General features: G+C 55.6%; 16 protein-coding genes. 11 read left to right on the top strand and 5 right to left on the bottom strand.

Annotated features, from left to right (window positions below; translation table 11 throughout):
• Positions 1-15: 15 nt before the first annotated feature.
• The 7 genes from FDY93_RS03305 to FDY93_RS03335 all read left to right on the top strand — a co-directional run bounded on the left by FDY93_RS03305 (position 16) and on the right by FDY93_RS03335 (position 7,717).
• On the top strand, positions 16-501 hold the full coding sequence (locus tag FDY93_RS03305) for a TlpA disulfide reductase family protein (RefSeq protein ID WP_138234321.1): 486 nt from the start codon (positions 16-18) through the stop codon (positions 499-501).
• A gap of 3 nt (positions 502-504) precedes the next feature.
• Positions 505-735: a DUF4266 domain-containing protein gene (locus FDY93_RS03310; protein WP_138234322.1), complete on the top strand. Its 231-nt coding sequence runs from the start codon at positions 505-507 to the stop codon at positions 733-735.
• 154 nt (positions 736-889) lie between these two features.
• Positions 890-1,999 carry a DUF3570 domain-containing protein gene (locus FDY93_RS03315; protein WP_371808110.1) on the top strand — a complete coding sequence of 370 codons (1,110 nt, stop codon included), beginning with the start codon at positions 890-892 and terminating at the stop codon, positions 1,997-1,999.
• 148 nt (positions 2,000-2,147) lie between these two features.
• A complete protein-coding gene (locus tag FDY93_RS03320) occupies positions 2,148-2,987 on the top strand; it encodes a 23S rRNA (adenine(2030)-N(6))-methyltransferase RlmJ (protein ID WP_138234324.1) in 840 nt (279 codons plus the stop codon).
• A 182-nt stretch (positions 2,988-3,169) separates the two neighbouring features.
• A complete protein-coding gene (locus tag FDY93_RS03325) occupies positions 3,170-5,968 on the top strand; it encodes a TonB-dependent receptor (protein ID WP_138234325.1) in 2,799 nt (932 codons plus the stop codon).
• Positions 5,969-6,128: 160 nt separating this feature from the next.
• Positions 6,129-6,677, top strand: coding sequence for an RNA polymerase sigma factor (locus FDY93_RS03330; RefSeq protein WP_138234326.1), 549 nt, complete (start codon positions 6,129-6,131; stop codon positions 6,675-6,677).
• Positions 6,677-7,717 carry a FecR family protein gene (locus FDY93_RS03335; RefSeq protein WP_138234327.1) on the top strand — a complete coding sequence of 347 codons (1,041 nt, stop codon included), beginning with the start codon at positions 6,677-6,679 and terminating at the stop codon, positions 7,715-7,717. Before FDY93_RS03330 ends, FDY93_RS03335 begins: the two co-directional genes overlap by 1 nt.
• A 45-nt stretch (positions 7,718-7,762) precedes the next feature.
• Here the strand turns inward: FDY93_RS03335 and FDY93_RS03340 are convergent, their stop codons facing one another.
• Positions 7,763-8,386: a LysE family translocator gene (locus FDY93_RS03340; protein ID WP_171018873.1), complete on the bottom strand. Its 624-nt coding sequence runs from the start codon at positions 8,384-8,386 to the stop codon at positions 7,763-7,765.
• Positions 8,386-8,988 carry a DUF924 family protein gene (locus FDY93_RS03345; RefSeq protein WP_138234329.1) on the bottom strand — a complete coding sequence of 201 codons (603 nt, stop codon included), beginning with the start codon at positions 8,986-8,988 and terminating at the stop codon, positions 8,386-8,388. Before FDY93_RS03345 ends, FDY93_RS03340 begins: the two co-directional genes overlap by 1 nt.
• Positions 8,989-9,454: 466 nt before the next feature.
• Here FDY93_RS03345 and FDY93_RS19690 point away from each other — a divergent pair, with 466 nt between their 5' ends.
• From FDY93_RS19690 to FDY93_RS03360, 3 genes are read left to right on the top strand one after another with little or no spacing between them, the layout of a single operon-like run.
• Positions 9,455-10,060, top strand: a complete 606-nt coding sequence (locus FDY93_RS19690) for a helix-turn-helix domain-containing protein (protein WP_246068441.1) — start codon at positions 9,455-9,457, stop codon at positions 10,058-10,060.
• Positions 10,053-11,270 carry a type II toxin-antitoxin system HipA family toxin gene (locus tag FDY93_RS03355; RefSeq protein ID WP_246068442.1) on the top strand — a complete coding sequence of 406 codons (1,218 nt, stop codon included), beginning with the start codon at positions 10,053-10,055 and terminating at the stop codon, positions 11,268-11,270. Before FDY93_RS19690 ends, FDY93_RS03355 begins: the two co-directional genes overlap by 8 nt.
• 56 nt (positions 11,271-11,326) lie before the next feature.
• Positions 11,327-12,529 carry a hypothetical protein gene (locus FDY93_RS03360; protein ID WP_138234331.1) on the top strand — a complete coding sequence of 401 codons (1,203 nt, stop codon included), beginning with the start codon at positions 11,327-11,329 and terminating at the stop codon, positions 12,527-12,529.
• Positions 12,530-12,761: 232 nt separating this feature from the next.
• On the opposite strand, the gene FDY93_RS03365 is transcribed toward FDY93_RS03360, so the two are convergent.
• Positions 12,762-13,337 (bottom strand): 3'-5' exonuclease, encoded by a 576-nt coding sequence (locus FDY93_RS03365; RefSeq protein WP_138234332.1) that lies wholly within the window; start codon positions 13,335-13,337, stop codon positions 12,762-12,764.
• Between the two features lie 84 nt (positions 13,338-13,421).
• Between FDY93_RS03365 and FDY93_RS03370 the strand changes: the two genes are divergently transcribed.
• A complete protein-coding gene (locus tag FDY93_RS03370; RefSeq protein ID WP_220446083.1) occupies positions 13,422-14,114 on the top strand; it encodes a hypothetical protein in 693 nt (230 codons plus the stop codon).
• Position 14,115: 1 nt separating this feature from the next.
• Here FDY93_RS03370 and drmC read toward each other — a convergent pair whose 3' ends face one another.
• Both drmC and drmB read right to left on the bottom strand, forming a co-directional pair.
• The gene (gene drmC / locus FDY93_RS03375) at positions 14,116-14,877 is read right to left on the bottom strand and encodes a DISARM system phospholipase D-like protein DrmC (RefSeq protein ID WP_138234333.1); all 762 of its coding nucleotides are present in this window, start codon (positions 14,875-14,877) and stop codon (positions 14,116-14,118) included.
• 4 nt (positions 14,878-14,881) lie between these two features.
• Complete coding sequence (gene drmB, locus FDY93_RS03380) at positions 14,882-16,732, bottom strand: DUF1998 domain-containing protein (RefSeq protein WP_138234334.1); 1,851 nt, start codon at positions 16,730-16,732, stop codon at positions 14,882-14,884.
• Position 16,733: the final 1 nt, after the last annotated feature.

Raw genomic sequence — 16,733 nt, forward strand, 5'->3', positions numbered from 1 at the left:
AACCGGAGAAACTCGATGCGTAATTTCATCGCCGCACTCTGCGCCAGCGCCGCACTGCTTGCGGGCGCGCCCGTATCCGCCAGCGCGCCTGCCGCCGACTTTACCCTTGCGTCCCTGAAAGACGGCAACCTGAAACTCAGCGAGCAGCGTGGCGACGTAATCATGCTCAACTTCTGGGCCTCCTGGTGCGGTCCCTGTCGCGAGGAAATGCCGCTGCTGAATGACCTGCACGCGCGCTACGAATCCGTGGGTTTCAAGGTCTGGGGTGTCAATGTGGACGCCAACCGCGAGGACGCGCAGGCGATGCTGAATAAAATTCCGGTGGAATTTCCGGTGCTGTTCGACGCCGAGAGCAGCGTGAGCCGGCTGTTCGGTGTGGAAGCCATGCCGAGCTCGGTATTTATCGACCGCGACGGCAAAGTGCGCTACGTGCACAAGGGCTACCGCAGTGGCGACGAAGCCGAGTACAAAAAGATCATCAAGGAACTGATCCGGGAATAAGCCATGACCAAGCGCGCGCTTCTCCTTCTGCCATCGTTCCTGCTGCTCGGCGGTTGTGAAACCCTGATGCCGGAGCCCTGGGTAAAACCCTACGAGCGGCACTATCTCGCCGACCCGATCATGAGCTTCGAGCGCGATCCGGTAGCGGCGGGATACATGAACCATGTGTACGAAGCGCGCGAGGCGGCCAGGGGCGCTGAGGGTGGGTCAGGAGGCGGCTGTGGTTGTAACTAAAAAATCACATGAGAGCTACTGCGCTCCGCGCTTTGGCGGTCGGCGGTGCTCGCTGTCCTCACGCACTATAAGTGCGCTGCGGGAGCTGCGCTCCGGCGCTCACCAAACCGCGTTCGCTCGCTACGCTCTCAAGCGATTTTTACTCTGTTCGAGCCTGTTGATATTTGGCCCAATTCAAGTAAATGCAGCAGTTCTGCCGGAAGAGCGCGCGGACACCATGTACCACTCCTACAGCGGCGGCGGTGTCACCATCGACGGGCCGTCTGTGCTGGTGCGCAAGAATGTGGGCAACAAGGTTTCCCTGTCAGCCAACTATTACGTGGACATGATTTCCGGGGCGTCCATCGACGTACAGGCCACGGCGAGCCCCTATTCCGAGCAGCGCGATGAGTTTTCGCTCGGCGCGGACTATCTGGTGGAAAAAACCACCATGAGTCTCAACTACACCAATTCCAGCGAGGATGATTACAAGGCGGAAACCGTAGGCTTCGGCATTAAACAGGATTTCTTCGGCGACCTCAGCACCCTGTCCATGCGCGTGAGTTTCGGCAGTGACGACGTGATGCGCAACGGCGATGAGGATTTTCTCGAGCAGGCGGAGCACCGCCGCTACGCGCTGAACTGGAGCCAGATCCTCACCACCAAGCTGATCGCCGAGCTGAGTGTGGAAACCGTGGCGGACGAAGGTTTTCTCAACAATCCCTACCGCAGTGTGCGCTACCTGGATCCGGGCTCCGGCACCGGCTTTAGCTACCAGGCCGAACTCTATCCCACCACCCGCAACAGCGACGCCGTGGCACTGCGCGCAAAATACCGCCTGCCCTACCGCGCCGCGGTCAAAAGTGAATACCGCAAGTACGTCGACAGCTGGGGCATTGACGCCGAAAATCTGGAATTCCGCTACACCCATCCGCTGGAGTCGGAAAACCTGATCCTTGAGGGCAAGCTGCGCTTCTACCAGCAGACCGGGGCAGACTTTTACAGCGACCTGTTCCCCTATGTGAATGCGACGAGCTTCCGCGCCCGCGACAAGGAGCTGAGCGATTTCAGTAATACCTCCATCGGTATCGGCGCCTCTTATCAGTTGCCGGAGCGCTGGTCCCTGTTTGACCGCCGCAGCAGCGTGAATCTCTACTGGGATTACATCATGTTCGACTACGACAACTTCCGCGACGCGCGGGTGGTCGAAGCGCTGCCCGGGGAAGAACCCGCCTACAGTTTCAACGCCCACGTGATCCGGCTGTTCTGGTCCATGTGGTTCTGAGCCCGGCGGGTGTCGCTCAGAAAAGGATTGTCAGGGGCCGCCAGGGCCCCTAAAGTCGCCGGCCCTAGAATTTGATCTAAGCTCGTCTCACCCGTGCTGCCGATGTTCACCACCGCAGTGTGGTTTCCCTGTTTTCCCGGATGGCCCCATGCTCAGTTACCGCCACGGTTTCCACGCCGGCAACTTCGCCGATGTACTCAAACATTGCGTACAGATGGAAATTATTTCCTACCTGCAGAAGAAAGACACTCCATTCGACTATATCGACACCCACGCGGGTGCCGGCCTCTACAGCCTCGGTTCGGAGATGGCGCGCAAGAACAGCGAGTACATGACCGGCATCGGTCGTCTGTTCAATCACAGCGATTTGCCGGGCCTAAAAAGTTATCTGCAGCTCATCGCCGAGCTGAATCCGGAAAAGCGTCTGAAGTTTTACCCGGGTTCACCACTGATCGCCGCCGAAATGCTGCGGCCCCAGGATAAGGCCTGGCTGTTCGAACTGCACCCGGCCGACGCGGAGCATCTGCACAAAAACCTCGCCCGCAGGCGCCAGTGCCAGGTGCGCGAGGAAGACGGCCTCAAGGGATTGTCAGCGCTGTTGCCGACCCGCTCGCGCCGCGCACTGGTACTGATCGACCCCCCCTATGAGCAGAAGGAGGATTACCAGCGGGTGGTGGGCGCCATTCAGCTGATTCACCGCAAAATGCCCAACGCCGTCACCGCCCTGTGGTACCCGGTAGTGGACCGCCGCCGTATCGACGCCCTGGAAAAGCAGCTGAGCAGTTCCGGCATCCGCAATATCCAGTTGTTCGAGCTGGGCGTGCGCGCCGACGCAGCCGGTCACGGCATGACATCGGCGGGCATGATCGTGGTCAATCCGCCCTGGACCCTGCGCGGCCAGATGGAAGCGCTACTGCCACCGCTGGCCGCGGAGTTGAGCGCCGACGGCGGCAGTCACTTCCGCTGCGAGACGCTGGTGGCTGAGTAGGGGGTTGGTTTCTGCTCCGCCATGCGTCCTAACTTGTCACACCGTTGATTGTTGTTGTATGTTTTCCGGCCAGAACAATAATCAACCGGACGCGTGACGAGAGTGGCAGCCAGTACGCAAGGGCCGCCATCGCGTAGCCGGAAACCCGCCAACCCGCGGGATACAGCGATGACGACACGCCTATGCCCAAGACCTGCTTCGGGTCACTCCGCGCCCTAGTGTTGACGGCACACTGCTGTGCCTCGGCGACCGCTTTTGCCACGGAAGCGGCACCGGATGTGGCAGTGGAGGATTTGCCGGCAAGTACCCGCACCGAAGTCGAAGCGCATTCTTCTTCTGCAATCACCTATTTCTTCGAAATACCCACGCAACCGCTGGATCAGGCACTGCTGGCGTTCTCCCGCCAGACCGGTCTCGCCGTGATGGTGGCCACTTCCGGTCAACAGTCCTCCCCCATTCCGGATACCCAGGCACCGCCGGTGAAAGGCGAGTATTCCGCCGAGGCCGCAATGGGGCTGCTGCTGGCGCACACCGAGTTTCGCTACCGGCGGGTCGACGGCCAGGGCATGGTGATCCTGCCGCCGCGGCAAGAGCGAATCGCAGATGAACCGCAGGAGGAGGTGCCCGCCCCTGCCCTGCTGGAGGAAGTGGAGGTCGTGGCGAGCAAGCGTCGCACCAACCTGCAGCGCACTCCCCTCACGGTAACCGCCATTAGCGGTGGCACGCTCGAAGAGCGCCGCATCGACAGCCTGGAGCAACTGGCGGCGGAGGTCCCTAGCCTTCAGGTGGCCAGAAATGGGGACCACACCGCTTCCATGCTGTATATGCGCGGGGTGGGTTCCGACAATCATACCGAGGCCGGCGACTCCGGTGTCGCCACGCATGTGGACGGCATTTTCAGCAGCCGGGTGCAGGGTTCGGCCGTCATGCTCTACGACCTCGACCGGGTGGAAGTTCTGCGCGGCCCGCAGGGCACGCTGTTCGGGCGCAACTCCACCGGTGGAGTGATCAATTACCACACCGCGCGCCCGGAATCCGAGTGGTCATCCAGTGTCGCCGTCTCCCTTGGCAGCTACCGCCAGCGCAAGCTGAGTGCCGTGGCCAACGCGCCGCTCACCGACGACTGGTCCCTGCGCTGGGCGGCGGCGGCCGAGCGCGCCGACAGCTATATCGACTATGCCGAGGGCTCCGCCTGGGCCGCGCGCGCCCACCGCTACAACAACACCGATCTCTTCAGCCACCGCTTGAGTTCGAGCTGGCAGATCAATAGTGGTTTGAACTGGTGGCTCAGTTACGAGCGGTTCGAAGATCGCGGCGCCGGCAGCGTGCCGCTGGTGGACTACGACACCGCCGTCATGATCGATACCCCCGGGCGCACCCGCCTCGACCAGGACGCCCTGCGCAGCCGCCTGGAGCTGGAACTGCCCGGTGGCGCATCGCTGGCGTACATCGCCGGCTACGGCTTAAACGAGCGCAGCCAGGACTGGGATGAGGATCGCAGCGGTGCGGTGGGCAGCGAAACCGACCCGGCCATCTACCATCAGAGCAATCGCACCATCTGGTCCGAATACCGCGCCCGCCAGCACGAACTGCAGCTGAAAAGCAGCGATGAACAGCGGCTGCGTTGGCTGCTGGCCTACTTCAGTTTCTCCGAGAAAAACGCCATCCGCTTTGATCTGGAACATCAGGAAGCCGATGGCAGTGGCTGGGGCGATGCCCCCGCCCACAGTTTTCAGCAGCCCAACCGCGGCACCCGTCTCGGCGCCTTCTACGGCCAAGTGGATTACGATCTGAGCCAGGCGTGGGAAATCAGTGCCGGCGCCAGAAGCGGGCGCGACCAGCGCTACGACCGCGGCGGGCGCAACATCGCCTGCCCGGACCTGATCCGCAGCGATCGCGGCGGCGAACTCGGGGAGATCGCGGTCAACCGGGAGTCCGCCGCCGACGGCCAGTGTTTTGTCGCCAACTACAACGACGTCGACCGCACCTGGGACAGTACCACCGCCATGGCGCGCCTCACCTATCGCCCAACGGATCAGGCGATGCTCTATTTGCACTACGCCGAGGGTTTCAAGCCGGGCATAGTGCAGGACGGCGCCAAACTCAGTGGGGTCTACAATGGCGCTGACGATCCGGCGTACCAGTCCGCACTGCAAGCGTTGATCGAGCGCAACAACGGCGGCGCCGCCTTCGTCGGCCCGGAGACCAGCACCAATATCGAGCTGGGATTCAAGCTCGGTCTGCAGGGTGGCGCTATGACCCTGAACGGCGCGCTGTTCGACACCCGCTACCGCGACCTTCAGGTATCCGGGGTCGCCGTGGAGGAGGACGGCACCGAACTGGTTCGCAGTATTAACGCCCCCTCCGCCACCATCCGCGGACTCGAACTGGAACTCAACTGGGCCAGCAGCCCGAACGGACGCCTCACCGGTTTCCTGTCGCTGCTCGATGCCCGCTACAACCGCTTCCTCACTGTGGATAACGAGTTCCCACAGCACGGCCAGACCTGGAACCCCGGCGCTGACAATCCCGACATTCCGGACTTGGTGGATTTCAGTGGCAACCGGTTGAAGCAGGTGCCGGAGATCAGTCTCGGCCTCAATTACCGCCACGGTCTTGCTCTGGGCAGTTGGGGGCGCGCCACCGCCCGCGTTGGACTGCGCTATGCCGGCGACATGTATTTCGACGAGGCTAATCGCGGCGATCGCCGTGGCATGCTGTTGGATAATGGCAGTGGCGAATGGGTGCCGGACCCCGCCGGCCCCGCGCGCAATGTCGACCGCCAGGCGGCGTGGAGCCTGTGGAGCGCCGGTCTCAAGTTTGAGCCCGCCTCCGCCAACTGGTGGCTCGACCTCTATGGCGACAACCTCACCAATGAAGCCGTGGCCAATGACGTGCACGAGGCTGATATCCCCAGCCCCGAGTACTACTACGGCGCGCCGCGTATCTTCGGCCTGCGTGTTGGCATGAAATTCGACTGAATGGATAAGCTCCAAACATCTTCAACGCAGGGGGGACGATTCCGCCTGCTCAGCCGTTTCATCGGCGAGAGAAAGAATCCGGTGTCCGGAAGAGGCTCCCGGCACAGATACAGAAGAGCAACGACAAAACAAAACATAAAAACGATGGTGAAGAGAATCCATGGCGACAGCATGGGCGAGCCAATTGGCGACCGATAGCGACAGGGATCTGGATCACTACTACCGCGAATATCAGCAGGAACTGTGCCGGTACGCGGTGAGTAAGTTTGGACTGTCCTACAGCGAGGCGGAAGATCTGGTGCAGGAAGCGTTCGCGCGCATGGCGCCACAGCTTCGCGTCGGCGATATCGAGCACGTCAGGGCCTTCCTCTACCGGTCGGTGCACAACGCCACCATAGATGCCCTGCGCAAAGGGCAGGTGCGCGAGAGTTATGCACAGACCGTTCAGGACGACCCCGATCGCGAGCAGGACTGCCTGAGTCCTGAACGTGTGGCCGTCAGCCGGCAGTTTCTGAGCCTGGTGAACAGTGCCCTTTGGAACATGCCCCACAAGCGCCGGCGGCTGTTATTGATGAACCGTGTCGACGGCCTCTCCTACGCGGAAATCGCGCGGCGGGAAGGGCTCTCGGCAACAGTAGTGAAAAAGCACGTGGCGAAAGCCCTGGCGGGGTGCCAGGAAGCGCTGCGTGCACACGATGGAGAAGTGTGATGACGACTGGCAACAGTCACCCGCAGACCGATATCCGGCTGGTGGAAGCCGAAGCCCGCACCTGGTTTATGCTGCGCGGCGAGCGCGACCTCAAAGCCGACGAACAGTCCGCGTACGACGCCTGGATGCAACAGGCAGTAAACCGCAAAGCCTACCAGCGCCTGCAGCTGATCGACCGCAGTCTCGCCGCACTCGCCGCTGGCAGTGAGGGAGCCCGTCTGCGCCAGCCCGGTGGTCTCGCCGGTCTGCTCGACAGACTCAACAACTACTTCGGCATCAGCCCGGTAAGTGGTTTCGCTTTCGCCTGTACTCTGATGCTGGCTGTGGGCGTGGTCTATCTGGCCCCCTGGCAGGGTGAACCGGCTGCACAAGCCTACACCTCCGAACTCGCCCAGGTGCGCACCATCACGTTAGATGACGGCAGCCGTATTACCCTGGGCGGTGATACCGCCATCGAAAGCGACTTCAGCAATGAACGCCGCGGGGTCAAACTCCTGCGCGGTCAGGCCTTCTTCGACATCGCCAAGGATCCCTCGCGTCCGTTCTTCGTCAGCGCCCGCGGTGCCGAGATCCGCGTAGTCGGCACCCGTTTTGACGTCAATGCGGGCAGCAAGCTGAATCCGGAAGTGAAAGTCACCGTGGAAGAGGGCGTGGTCGATGTGGCCAGTCGCGACCGCGAATCCGCCGGTGCTGTTGAGGCTCCCAAGGTCCGCCTCACCGCTGGGCAACAGGTCCGTGTCAGCGAGCAACAACTGAGCCGCGTCAACACCGTAGACGCCACCCGGGTCGCCGGCTGGCGCCAGGGGAAATTCAGCTACCGCGACGCACCGCTGTCGGAAATCGTCGCCGACGCCAACCGCTATCGCAAAAACCGCATCGTCATCGGCACCCGCGAACTGGAAAACCTGCGCGTGACCACCGCCTTCAACGCAGACCAGGCGGATACGCTGGTGGCCATGCTGGAGCAGTCGCTGCCGGTGCGGGTATTCAAGGAGCCGGATGGAAGGGTGGTAATCTGGCCGGGGGCGGTTGCAGACTGAGAATAGTTCGGTAATAAAAAAGCCCTGAAAATCAGGGCTTTTTTATTAGAGGCTAAATACCAGTCGTGCGGCGAGCCCCAGTAGCAATACCCCGAATACCTGTTGAAGGCGGTGGGCGGCGCCAGCGCTGAGCCAGCCACGCCCGCTTCCCAGGGTCACCAGCAGTGCAACCAGCGCATACCAGATCGCGTCGATGCCGGCGGCCAGGCCTGCCATGCCAAGTTTGGTACTGAGCATTTGCTCGGCGGAAACGAACTGGCTGAACAGGGCGGTAAAAAAGATGGCGACCTTGGGGTTGAAGAATGCGATACCGAAACCCTGTAGCGCCGCCCGTGAGACGGAAACGGACTCTGGAGCTGGAGTGTTTACCGCGGTGCTACTTGTTGGCGCGGGAGCGCGCAGGGCCTTCCAGCCGAGATACACCAGCATGGCCGCGCCGCCCCACTGAAGGATGGCGAAGAGCATGGGGGTATGGGTGACCAGCGCCGCCAGCCCGAACGCAGTCAGGCAGGCATAGAGTGCTATGGCCCCGCCGTGGGCAATGGCGCACGCCAGCCCCTGACGGAAGCCGGCAGCGGCACAGCGCAGCACAATCAGCAGGCTGGGGCCGGGGCTCATGGCGCCCAGAGCGCAGATTCCCGCCAGGGAAAGCCAGGACAGCATATCCATCAGAAACCGCCTCCCTGATCCAGCCATTCCTGCTCCGCAGTAGACGATTCACGGCCGAGCGACGCATTTCGATGGGGGTAGCGCCCGAATTCGTCGATAACGCGCTGGTGGGCAACAGCGAATTGATAGAAGCTCTCGGCCTGTGCGGCACCGCTCGCCCCATCGACATAATCCATGCGCAGGCGGTTGAAGTAGTCCACTGAGCGGACCTGTATATACCCGCTCTCGGAGTGCTCCAGCGGCATACCGAGGAAGGCGCGCTGGCAGAGCCCCAACTGGGTGTCATCACCCCTCTCAATCACGGCGAGGGCAACTTCCAGGGCCAACGGATCCCCGGCAAATGCGCGCGCGGTGCCGCGGTAGATGTTCCGCGGGAACTGATCGCATACAAGCACCAGCGCCAGTTCACCGGCCAGGGACTCCCGCCAGTCGTGCAGCTCGCCGGCGATAGCTGATTCCACCAGTTGGCCGAATCGCTCCTCAATCTCCTGATCAAAGGCCTCATCGCGGGTAAACCAACGCCGTTGATGAACTTCGTCCACCGGTTCTTCCAGCTGATCTGTGCCAAACCAGAATTTCAGTATTTCTGCGGGGGTAGTCATGGATTCTCCTGATTCGTTTCACCGCTGCATGCAAATGTCTGCTATGGGGTGGGGTATTCTTCCCATTATTAAACAGCAGAAAAAGCAGAGTTTTTCGCACAATGCGGAAAAGAAAGTGTGCATGGAAAATCCGGGCTAATTGGATCAAGTGTGCCATTTGCACTGCAATGCTCCTCTCCATTCAACCAGGCGCCTGAAAGGGATAGGGGGAAGGAGCATTACCCTGGATGGCCGCTCTCTCTGTGCATTTTTGCTCCAACTCTCGTGAACGGCAGGCTGTACGTTCTAGGTTTTTGATCTATCAATATAGATCAAGGATCATTATTTGATCTATCTTTATATATCGTTATTTTATATATAAATCTATATCATGATCTGTTTTAGCAGATCTGAATCTTTGGATTTGCATGCTTAATGATCTACTATAGGTGATCAAAATAGCCTTCATGATATATAAAGGTAGATAATGAGCTATTTGAATGACCAGATATTGAAGAGTTTGCGCGAAGCGCGCCAGCGTAAGGGGCTAAGCCAGCGAGAGCTAAGCGCCAAGTCGGGTGTGCCGCAAAGCCATATTTCCAAGATTGAGAAGGGCGGCGTTGACCTTAGGGTTTCTAGCCTGATTGCCCTGGCGCGCGTTTTGGATCTTGAGCTGGAGCTTGTGCCTAAAAAGAGCGTGCCGGCCGTCAAGTCGATTGTGCGTAGCAGTGTGAGCGCAGATTACGAACAGATACAAAAACGCATTCATATGCAGCTCGCGGCGTTAGATGAGGTAGCAGCCAAAGCTGCTAAGCAGCGTTCAACTTCTGGGCTATCAAAAGAGCTTGAGTCTATTCAGCGAATAAGCCGCCAGATTGAACGATTGCAGCCCAGGGCTAAAACTTTAGAGAAAATTGAAAACTCGACCAAGGTGTTGCAAGAAGCTTTGGCAGAGAACTCTGGGGTTGATGAGGCCTTAAGGCGATCAGAAGAGCAGCTGCGTTCCATCAGAAATCTTGCGGTTCATATCCCTATACCTTCTGTACCTACCAAACCGGCTTATAGTCTCGATGAGAGCGATGACGATGAGTAGGGTTAGCACATTAAGTATACGCCTTTATGGCGAGCTGATCGGCACGATCACCAATGTTGGTTCGGACCGCTCGTTATTCGCATTTACCGAAGAATATATCGCTAATCAAAACCGTCCCATCTTAAGTCTTGGCTTTAAAGATAGCCTTGGTGAGCTGATCACGGATTTCAAAACGTATCAAAAACAACTGATGCCGTTTTTCTCAAACCTCCTGCCCGAAGACGCTATGCGCAAGTATCTGGCGGAGCGAGCGGGGGTGAATCCAGAGCGTGAGTTTTTCTTGCTGTGGGTGCTTGGTCAGGATCTGCCAGGGGCAATTTCTGTCGAGCCCGCCGATGGTGAAATGCTGCCGCCTAATGTGCATGAGCCGCTGGAGAAACATTCAGAGAGGGAGAGGGCGTTACGCTTTTCACTGGCCGGTGTGCAGCTGAAATTTTCAGCCATCAAGCAAGCAAATGGCGGACTAACCGTACCGGTTGATGGTGCGGGCGGCTCTTGGATCGTCAAGTTGCCTTGGAGTGCGCATGAAGGCGTGCCGGAGAACGAGTTCTCGATGATGGAGCTTGCGCGTCTGGTCGGCATAGATGTGCCGGACAACAAGCTGATCAAGATTGAAGAGGTCGAGAATATCCCCGCCGGTATAGAGCGATACGGAAATACGGCGTTTTCGATTAAGCGTTTTGATCGCGCTGAGGACGGCTCAGCTATCCATATCGAGGACTTTGCGCAAATCTTTGGCGTCTATCCGCACGATAAATACAAAAAGGCCACAATGCGTAATATTGCCAATGTAATTGGCATAGAGGGCGGCGAGCGTGATGTGGCTGAGCTGATCCGACGCATCGTCTTTAACGCGCTGATCGGAAATGCAGACATGCATCTCAAGAACTGGTCGCTGATCTACAACGATCCCCGCATCGCTTCAATTGCGCCTGCTTATGACTTTGTTTCAACCATTCCGTATATCAAAGATAACGCCATGGCACTCAAGGTCAGCCGAAGTAAGCGATTCGATGAATTCAGCTTTGATGAGCTTGTGCATATGGCGGCCAAGGCCATGCTGCCTGAAAAATTGGTGCTCGACACAGCTCGTGAAACTATAGCGCTCTTCCATGAACATTGGGCGGCTGAGAAGACCAATCTGCCACATGCGAGAAGCGTGGTGGATGCGATTGATAAGCATATAAAGGTTCTGCCCATCGCTCAGTAGATATGCAGATCTTCATTGATAATGAACGGTTAATGCGCCGAGCCGGAGAGTAAGAAATGGCAAAACCTAAACTAATGACACGGGAAGAGTTGTATGAGCTTGTTTGGACAAAACCAGTATCGAATCTCGCGGCAGAATTTAATTTAAGCGACAAAGGCTTGAATAAGAAGTGCCTACGACACAATATTCCATGCCCGCCAGTTGGCTATTGGGCGAAAGTTCAAAATGGCCACAAGGTAAAACGGACGCCTTTGCCGAGGAACACAAATCCGGAATTGGAGACTGTGATGTTTTGGCCAAAATCGGATACCGTCATAGCTGTAAAGGCTCCCGCCTCGCATTTGACCGAAGAGCAATTTGAAAAGGCGCTCGCGTATACCATCCCGGAACAAGTTAATCGTTATCATTCCGTGGTTGCCGCATGCAGAAAGGCTTACAAGGAAAGCGGCAAGCGGAGAAATATCGATAACTACGGTCGGGTTACCTTCCCACGATTGACGGCAAATCCTGGTTTCAAAGTGACACCTGAAACCTTTGATCGTGCATGCTTGTTTCTGCAAGGCATGATTACTTTGTTTGGCTCAATAGGATGGTCATTTGTAGAGCGATATGCGTCAAGGTCTGATACGGCTGCAAGTTGGGGCTTCAAACACGGAAACGAGATCCTCTCGTTTGAAATCAAAGAGCTCGTTACCAAAATGTCCGTTAGTGAAAGGAACTCACAAACAGAGACCGGAAAACGAACAAGTCGGCGAAATGAGCCGGATTTTTCATTTCTGTCTTACTCGCCCCCCTATTATAAGTCGACCGGCAAAATAGAGTTTGCTATAGAACTCTACTCACCGGGATTCAAAGTCAGGTGGAAAGACAACGGCACTGAGCTGATCGAACATCAGTTGAGCACCATAACGCAGGGCTTCAGCCGCGCCTTTGAATACAGCCGGCTGCGAACTATTGAGAATGAAAAACGGCGCTTGGAATATGAGAAACAAGAGGCTGTACGGAAAGAACAGGCCCGATTGCAAAGAATTGAGAAAGAATGCAGAGAACGGCTTTTTTCACTCGCGGACACTTTCGACAAAGTCACCAAGCTGAAGCACTTGATCACAGCTTTTGAGACGAAAGGCTGTGATGACCCGCGATTAGTCGAGTGGCTTTCCTGGGCCCGAGAAGTGGCTAATGACCTCGATCCCCTGGCGGAGCCGAGGCGAATACTCGATATCCACGAGGCCATTGGGGACAAAGAGATCTTTTATTAGGGGGTAAGGGGGGCAACCCTCGGGTTTCAAAGTCGCTCCCTATGAAGAATGACCTGCTGCTCTCAAGTCACGAGGCAATTTGCTCTTATCGCTGGCCACCTCTGGCGCACCGCAGATCCCATTACATGTTTTACGACAGGGGGACTCATACCCGGTCGACGGCAATTTTAAAATTATCTGTCGTGCAGGTCAATTTTCGACCGCAAGTTCGCGCGTTGCGCTCGTGCAACGACTAGAGTCTGGCCAATACTGCCTCTCTCAAAAGCCCGTCGTTCTCAAGAAGTTGGGCAATATTCCTGGCGTCATCCACACCTGAGTGATGCCGCCCCAAAAACTCAAGGCCGGATAGCTGGACTGCCCGTGCGAGTCCAACCCTATGGCCACGCTTCCTGGCGAATAGCTGCTTCATATTGATATGCTGAAGCGGCTCCAGGGGGCTCTGCAATTCTTTGAGCCTTGTCTCTGAGCTGAAATGACGCTGATCAAATTTCCCCCAACTCCCCCAGATTCTAACGTCGTAGTCAGCCATCCAACATTCCAGTAATTGAATAGCCTCCTTCAATGGTGGTGCCTGATCTACATCCTGCTGCTGGATACCAGTCAGATCTTTACAGAATGGTGTCAATGCTTGGTGCCACTGCGGAAGCACGTATATTTGTCGCCTTCCCAACAGCTCAAAGGAATCTAACCTCAACTTTCCAACCACGGCACCGATCTCAATGATCTCCATATCCTCACTTGGCAAGGGAGGCTGATCGTTGCAGGTGCACTCAAGGTCGAGCAATAGTAAATTGATGCCTGATTTCATTCTTACGGAGTTTACCTGAGAATATGCATGTAATTATAGCTACCAATACTTCGTATTTTACCTTGGTATATATGTGAGTCACACATGAAACAGCTAACGGATTTTGGCGACGAGCGTACATTACAATACTGCGCATTTTGTGGTGGTGAGACCGGTACAAGGGATCACTGTCCGTCAAAGGTGTTTCTTGACAAGCCTTTTCCAGAAAATCTACCTGTGGTATCAGCTTGTCTTGCTTGTAATAGCAGCTTTTCGATTGATGAAGAATATTTGGCCTGCCTCATCGCTTGTGTTCAGGCTGGGTCCACAGATCCTGAAAAGATTACCAGGGAAAGGATTGCGAAAACTCTTAAACGGCAGGGTTCTTTGCGGACCAGAATAGATGCATCCATATCGATTATTGATGGAAATACAGTATTTGAACCTGAGTGGGATCGCGTCAAATCGGTATTAATCAAACTGGCCCAAGGGCATGCGCTTTATGAGCTGCATGAACTTGTTTCCTTTGAACCTGATGACATTTGGTTCTTCCCACTTCATGTATTAACTGAAGTGCAGCGTTCTAACTTTGAAAGTGTTACCACTTTTGACATGTGGCCAGAAGTTGGCAGCCGGGCAATGCAACGTATGATTTCCGGTCAGGATATTAACCATGCTGGATGGATAATAGTTCAGCCAAACACCTATAGATATGTTACATCATCGAGTGGAGCAGAAATCGAAGTAAAAATTGCGATAAGTGAATATCTTGGCTGTATAGTAAAATGGTTCCCTTGATTTAAACCTCTCGAATGATCCTGGTTGTAATCATCGCAGTTAGTTGATCTTGCAAAGTTGTTGGAACTGACCCCCCAGTAATCATCACACCAGCTTCCATATTCTTGTCCATCGCATGGCCGGTTAGGTTCGCACTGGATACAAAGCACTTCTTGCGATCCGCAACCGCAGCTTTTGCATGTACTCTGGCATCAACGAAGTCATCTTTTTTTTCGTTCCAGCAATAGAGTGTAACATCAGGTAAATCTGCTTTTATTTTCCCTATTGCATCAACCGATATAGACCCCCCATGCTGATCAGAGGATTCGAGCAACATAGATACGGACACCTTTCGGTTTATCGCAGCTTCGATTGCCCTGAAAATCAGGGGGACTTTGTAAATAACGAAACTGACTATAAAGAGGCTGTCCTCAGCTGAATCAATGACCTCAAGTAAGGCTTGTTCGGTTTGTCGGGTTGACACAATCGGTGTCCTGGGCCCGGACCAAATCAATTCAGCCGTAACGTCCTGCTTAGCCTTCAGATAGGCACAACTCGCTCCTCGTAGCATTGCGGCCAATTCCAATGCCGACACTGGGGATCGTTTCCAGGCGTCGAAAAGATTCTCCACTAACTGTCGAACCACAGGCGTGCTTATGTTACGCACGGAAATGCTATGAAAATCACTTGAAGTGATCTTGGAAATATCCTTTGCAATCACATCAAGCCTCTCTGGTGAGACGTTAGAAGCGAGATCAGTAACAGCCTCCATCAGTTGGTTCATCAAATTAATCGCCAAAGAAAGCTGCAGTAGTGTTTTCTAAAGTTGGAACCAGAAGAGTTCGGTCGAGATACCGATTTCCACGCTCGCAGGATGTTTCTGCAACAAAGGAACACGCATGGCAAGCGGCTGCGTGTAGTGATTGGTCTTTTCCAGGATGGTGTTCGGAACACAAGGGGTCTGATGAGCATATCCTGGCTCGGTTGAGAGCTTGGTTCAGCAGACGACCCAGGTTTTCCGGTTTGCCCAAGTCGACCAGCCCACCCAAAGTACCGTCCGAGTCTGCCGCAGCGGTGTATACTAGAACTCCGGCTTGTGGATCGCTACTGCTCGTATCCGCATAAATACGCTCCCGAATACTTGCTGCGTTATACCCACACTCCAAGGCCAACTCACGAATCAGAAGATGAGCCAACGTATGGAGCATTGCGTACCTGACTCCAGGAAACTCTTCATCCGGCTCCAATCTTCGGGCATTACGCCATCCCCTGTGCCCCTCGAAAAGCTTGGCTTCGATTTCTTTTACGGATTGTAGCGCTTCCCACTTAACTAAAGATTCCTCGTCAAAGCGAATAAAAATTCCTTCACCATGAACTTGGCTCGCAGGCACCCAGTCTGGGGGCGTGCGACTCAGATTTGCCATTCCCGGGCCACCGACGGCCCCAGCCCCACCTTCCTGCGCTTCTACCCGAGTGAAACCAATCAGTGCATTCACTTCACGAAGTCTCTCCAGCTGTAGCACGCTAGTGATCTGAACTTCAAATCCCTTGGGTACTTCGACTCGCCGACTTAAAAAGTGAGGCCAGTCAGTGGGGGGATTCGGATGGGTCAGCACTTCCCATTCCGGGCCTTTGATATCAGACTCCGAAACGACGTCTGTTGCGGCGCCAGACCGATAGGCCTCAATTGCTTCCCAAATAGATTTTGGATCATGTTTATCGATACCCGGCAAGGCACCCGTCTTTTTAAGAGTTTTGACTGTAATAGCGACTTCAGCTTCGGACGCTAGGTCTTCAAAATAGTCCCACCCGTCCTGGACCATTTGAGAGATTGGGTTTCGCGAGAGAGGAATGGCCAAAGCAGATAGCGTAACGGGAAACCATGAATTGGTTGCACCAAGCAAAACAGCTCGCGCTTCTTCCTGGCAGTTATCTTCAAAAACGTCTAGATGAGGGTGCCTGCCTCTACAAGCGGGAAGATTCTCTCTTCCAGCCTGGCCAAACGCATGGGCCATATTTCTAGACGCACCACACGCATCACATTTCACCCAGAGGTTTTCGGTTTGCAAGGATGCACCACTCTCGAAGAAGCGCAGTGTCCCTTTACAATCTGAAGGGCCATTATGAACGAAGTAATGCCATGGAAAGTCATCCAAATGTCCATTTCGGCAGGCTAAAAGGAAACGAGCTGGGACGGCATCGGCATCCTTCGCCGGTTGATCTCCTTTTGAACCTTTACAGGCCTTGTGCACGAATCGAGTTTGCTCAGGTCGATAACGGTTTTCCTTTATTTCGAAGAGACCGACATCGTATTCCGACAGTAATCCACATTTCACACAACGTAACCACCTCGGGAACGGCCGTACTGGCACACCTATATGGGCTTCAGCCGACCACACATCGACTTGTTCACTTTTATGAAACGGAGGCATCCGCAGCGTATCGACTTGTGGGCCTAATACTCTTCTAACCGCAGCCAGTAGCCTTGCCTCTTCGATAGGCGGGCATTGATCTTTCTCCCACTGATTGATTCCCATCGTCACTACCGAAAGGTTGGGTAAATCAACCAATGCACCTGGACCATAGGTCCAGAGGAGTTGGCTCGGTCTTACTTCTCCAACTGGAGATTTCTCATTCATA

It is taken from the genome of Microbulbifer harenosus, from assembly GCF_005771435.1.
Taxonomy (GTDB): Bacteria; Pseudomonadota; Gammaproteobacteria; order Pseudomonadales; family Cellvibrionaceae; genus Microbulbifer; species Microbulbifer harenosus.